The sequence below is a fragment of the Phormidium sp. CCY1219 genome (genome assembly GCF_055795085.1).
On the sequence record NZ_JAYFEQ010000212.1, the window covers coordinates 22693 to 29116 of the forward strand.

A 6424-nucleotide genomic window follows, 5' to 3' on the forward strand; every position below is an offset into this window, starting at 1 on the left:
GGTAAAGGCTACCCTAGCATTAACAGCACGCAAATCCTTCCACAAACTCAATCCACTATGGTCCAAGAACTGGCAATCGATACCCGTGGACTCACCAAGCAATTCGATCGGCACCTTGCAGTCAATGACGTTCATTTGCAAGTAGCATCTGGAGAGGTTTACGGACTCATCGGCCCAAATGGAGCCGGTAAAACTACCTTAATTCGGATGCTAGCTACCGCAGAAGAACCCACCACCGGCGACATTTTCATTAATGGAGAACGTCTGCGCCGCGACAGCAACAACCCCACCCTGAAGCGTCGCCTCGGCTATTTACCCGATGACTTTCCCCTCTACGACGATTTAACCGTGTGGGACTATTTAGACTATTTTTCCAGACTCTACTACTTGCGAGAACCCCGCCGCAGTCAGCGCCTTTACGAAGTCTTAGAACTGGTACAGCTAACTAACAAGCGAAATAGCCTAATTTCTACCCTGTCGCGGGGGATGAAACAGCGACTCAGCCTCGCGCGCACCATCATCCACGAGCCAATTTTGCTCCTCCTTGACGAACCCGTATCCGGCTTAGATCCGATCGCGCGGATGCAGTTTAGGGAAATTATCAAAATCCTGCGCGAAGCGGGAATGACAATTTTAATTTCCTCCCACGTATTGAGCGACTTGGCCGAACTTTGTACCTCAGTGGGAATTATGGAACTGGGGTATCTGGTGGAAAGTGCTTCCCTGAAAGAACTTTACCAACGATTGAGCCGCCAGCAAATTTTAATCGGCACCTTGGGTAAACTAGACGCATTAGAATCCGAATTGAAAAATTGCCCCCAAGTGGAGGGCTGGGAGGTGGATGCCCCAACCCAAAAACTGCGCGTTCATTTTTCCGGGAATCCCGAAGAAAGCTCAAATTTACTGCGATCGCTGGTCACCGCCGGTATCCCTATCTCGGAATTCCACTGCACCCAAGAAGATTTAGAAACGATTTTCTTGAAACTCGGTCACAAGCAGGCATCTTAAGCAAATCAACGGCAAATTTTATCCAATAAAGGAAACCGAATAACCCGAAAACAACAATCAAACCTTTCGTTTAGGAAACTGCAAAATGTTTGGCAAAACCTTAGACCGACTGGGGGAATGGAACCCCCAACTTTTTCGCGAACTCAAAGGGCGCATGACCTCTCGCAACATTTTTACGGTGCTGGGAATTTCCCTGGTGTTTCAATTTTTGCTGCTAGCTGCATTTAGCAACAGTTACTGCGATAAATACGTAGATAGCATTGTCAGCCAATGTGTGGAATACCACTGGGAAGTCAATTGGCTGGAGCTATTTTTTACCCTAGGATGGATTTTAGCATTGCTGCTTTTTGCCGGGGGCGCATACTCCCTCTCTAGCGATTGGGCGAAAGAAGAAAATCGCGGAACACTCTATTTTATTCGCCTGTCTCCGAGTCCCAGCCAAAGCATTTTGCTCGGAAAAATACTCGGCGTTCCCAGTGTGCTTTACTTGGCGATCGCCCTGGCTATTCCGTTGCACTTATTTTCCGCCCTCATGGCTGGCGTGCCCCTGTTCTGGATATTGGGATTGTATGTCCTCGTGACTGCCGGCAGTTGGCTTTTGTTCAATATGGTCTTGCTCAATACTATGCTGACTAAAGTGCCCTATCAAGCGATCGCTAACAGTTTGTTAGCCGCCTGGTTGGGGTCTTCTTATCTCGGTTTTCTCGCCTTTCATTTTAACGGACTCCCCCTGGAATATCGCGGAGTAGACTGGTATTGGTTTACCTGGAATATCGGCGGGAATATCAAACTCGGCTTTTGCTGGATGCTGATAACAGTTGTCGCGGGCAGTTATTGGATTTGGAAGGCAATCAACCGCCGATTTAAAAACCCAGAATCTACCTTAATCTCTAAACAAGATAGTTATGTCCTGGTGGGAGGCTTTCAAGTGTGGTTGCTCGGATTATTTTGGTCGTTTACCAATTTCGAGGACGATGCTTTGTTGGGCATGATGTTTGTCATGTTCGCGATTAATCTGGGGCTGTTGATGTTAGTCGTTGCGGCAATTGCTCCCCATCGCCAAGCGTCAATCGATTGGGCGCGGTATCACAAAGACGAACATCCCCTCACCCACCGCAACGGAAAGCGAAGTGCGAAATTCCAGTGGATTTGGGGTGAAAAAAGCCCGTCAATTATGGCAATGACGATAAATCTCGCCATCGTGGCGGCGGTTTGGTTGCCTTGGGCGATGCTGTGGAATGTGCCTGGTGAGCAGAAAATACAGGCGATCGCTGGTTTAATTCTCAGCGTCAATTTAATCTGGATTTATACCACGATCGCACAGTTAATGTTATTCGTCAAAACTCCCAAACCGGGAAGATTTGCCATCGGTACCCTCGTGGCTATTATGAGTCTACCTGCCGCACTTTTATCCTTGTTATTTGAGTCGGCACAACCCGTCTGGGGCTGGTGGATGTTTTCCGTATTTGGGTCGGCTTGGATAGCCCTTCCCGAAGTTTCGGCTTTCACCGTGTTTCTCAGTCTGTTAGGGCAATTTGCCACAATCGCTGGATTGAGTATTGCCCTAAATTCCCAACTCGCTAAATTGGGAGAATCCGAGTCGAAAGCGTTGCTCGACGCTGCTGGATAAAAAATGCCAATCCAGTAACCGTTAAACCAGCGATCGCGGCTGGAAATCAGGGAGAAACTTCCCGCGCGGTTTCTCCCCGCCGGACTAACTATCAACACGATAACCTCAAACCTAAAACCAAAGGAACAATTTCGATGAATATTCCAGCGATAAATGCAGTAAGTGACTGGAATCCCCAGTTATTCCGAGAACTGAAAGGACGGCTGAAATGGAAAAATCTGGCGATCGCCACTGCCATTTCCCTTGGCGCTCAACTGATTCTGCTTCTGACCTTCCTCGACAAAATTCCCACTCGGCTTAGCAGTTACTCCAGGCACTACTGTTTAAAAATACAAGACTACAAATGCCTTACCGATTCTGCCGAGAATCCCCTGATTAACTGGCAACTGTGGTGGTTCGATATTTTTCTCTGGCTTAGCTTCATCGGCGCGTTTGGCTTATTGCTCCTCGGCACCTACATGCTGATCGGCGATTTAGCCAAAGAAGAACGTCGCGGAACTCTCAATTTTCTCCGCGTCAGCCCTCGTTCTACTGCCAATATTTTCAGCGGCAAATTACTCGGCGTTCCGATATTTCTTTATCTGGGAATATTGCTCGCCCTTCCCCTGCATTTGTTCGCCGCAATGACAGCTAACATCGCTTTAAGCCAGGTTCTCTTATTCTATCTCTCCACTGTGGCTGGCTGTATTTTCTTCTATAGTGCAGCCATGCTCTTTGGGTTGGTCAGCACTTGGATGGGCGGATTTCAATCCTGGCTGGGAAGTGGTTTTGTAGCCTCGTTTCTCTGGTTTACCACCATCCGCCTCGATAGCTATGGCGATGATGCAGTGTGGAATAATCCCTTCGATTGGTTGAATCTGTTTAATCCAATCCAAACCCAGGTTTATCTGTTAGATAGTCCCCCATCCGCTTTAAAACATATCTCGGACTATTTCAATCTTTCAGACATCCAGACATTGCAGTGGTTCTCCTTCCCCGTCGGGGAAAATGTGACCGGATTTTCTCTATTGATGGTGGTGAATTTTGCCCTTTGGACTTACTGGATTTGGCAAGGTCTGAGCCGACGCTTTCCCAACCCCAGCGCCACGATTTTTAGCAAACAACAGAGTTATTTTCTGTTCGCTTGCTTTCAAACCACGATTCTGGGCTTTACCCTGCAAACCCCCTACCATCAACATGTTAGTTTAGAGGACTGGTTCTCCCATCAGTTAATGCTGGTATTAATCTTAGACGCGCTGCTGTTCTTAGGGGCGATCGCAATTCTCTCTCCCCACCGCCAAACTTTGCAAGATTGGGCGCGGTATAAACTCCAGCGATCGCCCAAAAAACGCCGGGGCAAATTCTCCCTCGATCGCGATTGGATTTGGGGCGAAAAAAGCCCCGCCACTGTGGCGATCGGCCTCAATCTCTTCTTCTCTTGTGCCCTGTTGGTTCCCTGGATTCTCCTGTGGCCTTCTGAAAGTAACAAAACTGGCGCTTTGCTCGGGTTGCTATTCTACGCCACAATGGTGTTATTCTGGGCGGTTATCGCTCAACTAATCCTGTTAATGAAAACCCCAAAACGGGGCATTTGGGCCGCAGGTATCCTCTTCGCTGTCACCGTTTTACCGCCAATGGTACTCGGTTTGTTGTCCGTAAAAGACTATCCCGCCGCTTGGCCTTGGTTGCTTTCTTCCATGTCTTTTCTCGCCGTCAAAAACACGGAAGCAACCAGTGTAATGGTGAGTTTCGCCCTGTTTGGACAAGCCTTAGTTTTGGCATTATCCCATTTGCAACTCATCGGCCAGTTGCGCCATGCAGGAGAATCCGCCTCTAAAGCATTGCTGACTGGAAAAGCCTAAATAGCAGCAATCAAACGTAGCCCACACCCGAATTATTAGGGCGACAAACCTCAATCTATTTAACTCGTTTCCCAGGCAATTCTGGGAACGAGTTACATCATATCCGGTAAACCGCCCATCGAAAGCGGGCGATGGAAATCCCCCCTCGACAAATCAAGTTCGCCCACGCGGACTAATCGTTTTAAATCCTATTCCTTCGGACGGAAAAGAATTGCATTTTCTCCCTAACTGTTCACCCTATAAAAAATTAGTAATAATGAAATCTGTCCTAAATGCAATCGGGGAACGCAATCCCCAACTTTTTCGAGAATTCAAAGGTCGATTGACCTGGCGCAATATCGCGATCGCCTCGGTCAGTTCTCTCGCAATTCAACTGTTACTGCTGCTGTGTTACCTCGCTTTTTTGCCCAAAGAATTTGCTCAGGAAAATCCCTACTGTCTGCCAAAAAGCTCTTTAAAAGCACCTTGTGTGGTCGATTGGGTGGAATGGTGGTTCGATGTCTCTCGGGCGATGCATTGGATGGTGGCGATCGCCCTGATTGGCGGTGGCGTTTATCTGCTCATCTCCGATTTGGCGCGCGAAGAACGACGCGGGACGCTGAATTTTATTCGCTTGAGTCCCCAGTCCACTCCCAGCATTTTAACGGGTAAATTACTTGGCGTTCCAGTGTTGCTTTTCCTCGGGGCGGCGATCGCGTTACCCTTCCATTTGTGGAGTGCGATCGCGGGTAACTCGCCCTTCACCTGGTTCTTGAGTTTCTACGCTTTGTTAGCCGCTTATTGCTTATTGTTTTACAGCGCCGCTATTCTTTACGCTTTAATCGGCGGTTCTCAAGGTTGGATCGGTGCGAGTGGCGCGATCGCTGTCTTCGCGATGCTGTTCCAGTTAGATTATAGGGTGGGGTTTTATACCCACACCGTGGTTCGTCAACCGTGGTATGGTTTGCCCATTGGTTTCCATATTTTCCTGTTTCGCGGCTTTATCTCTTTCACCGCTATTCTCGCCACCTACTGGATTTGGCAAGCCTTGCATCGCCGCTTTCGCAATCAAAATATACAAGTTTTTAGCAAAAAACAAAGCTATGGTTTGGTCGCCTGCATCCAACTATTTTTGCTCGGTTTCATGCTAGATTTTCTCTCGGAAAGCAGTCTTGTCTATGAGGGAGAATACTATCTGTTTGCCATATTTTTCGCCAATTTCTGGCTGTTTATCTGCCTGATTGTCCTCCTCTCACCCCCTCGACAAACTCTGCAAGATTGGGCGCGCTATTCTAAAGGCGTCCGGCGTCGTTTTTTATGGCAAGATTTGCTATGGGGCGAAAAAAGTCCGGCGGCGATCGCAATTGCGGTTAATATTGCCATAACCGCAGCAATTTTTATCCCTTGGATTTCCCTGTGGCCTGTGGAAAATTTTAGCAAGTATAGCGCAATTATCACCATTATTTTTGGCTCTTTACTCATGTTGTGCTATGCTATGGTGACGCAGATGTTCTCCCTCATGCACCTCAAACATGCCAAACTTTGGGGAATGGCCACGGCGATCGCGGCCACTGCATTACCCCTGTTTGCGATCGAGGTTCTAGTGGCCAAAAGCAAGCAAGCCTCTGTCCTATTTCTGCTGACGATGATGCCCTTTTTGGGAATCGAACATGCTTCCACCATTCACGTGGTTCTGGCCTTTTTATCCTATGTAGCCCTATTGGCCAGCTTGTCCGCTAAATTGAATCAGCAGCTCAACCGCCTCGGCGAATCCACCACCAAAGCACTATTGCGCGATTCCCTTTCCCGGAACTAACAGGAACGGCGATCGGATTTCTACCCGGAAAATCAACCATAGGTGCCATCAACGGGGACTAAACATCCCCGTCCACTTGACAAAAAAATCCGCATCGGGTACAATTAAACCGAGGGGGCACGCAGGACTTATGTGCAATGCTTTAATTGC

4 protein-coding genes are annotated in these 6424 nt (G+C 48.2%); all 4 read left to right on the plus strand.

The genetic code is table 11. The annotated features are described in order from the left end of the window. Nucleotides 1-57 precede the first annotated feature (57 nt). The 4 genes from AC0QH1_RS01805 to AC0QH1_RS01820 all read left to right on the plus strand — a co-directional run bounded on the left by AC0QH1_RS01805 (nt 58) and on the right by AC0QH1_RS01820 (nt 6274). Entirely contained in the window at nt 58-1008 is a 951-nt protein-coding gene (locus tag AC0QH1_RS01805; RefSeq protein WP_324629056.1) for an ABC transporter ATP-binding protein, read from the plus strand. Nucleotides 1009-1093: 85 nt separating this feature from the next. Further along, the gene (locus AC0QH1_RS01810) at nt 1094-2638 is read left to right on the plus strand and encodes a hypothetical protein (protein ID WP_324629053.1); all 1545 of its coding nucleotides are present in this window, start codon (nt 1094-1096) and stop codon (nt 2636-2638) included. 134 nt (nt 2639-2772) lie between these two features. Next, nucleotides 2773-4479, plus strand: a complete 1707-nt coding sequence (locus AC0QH1_RS01815; RefSeq protein WP_324629054.1) for a hypothetical protein — start codon at nt 2773-2775, stop codon at nt 4477-4479. Nucleotides 4480-4735: 256 nt separating this feature from the next. After that, a complete protein-coding gene (locus AC0QH1_RS01820; protein ID WP_324629055.1) occupies nt 4736-6274 on the plus strand; it encodes a hypothetical protein in 1539 nt (512 codons plus the stop codon). Nucleotides 6275-6424: the final 150 nt, after the last annotated feature.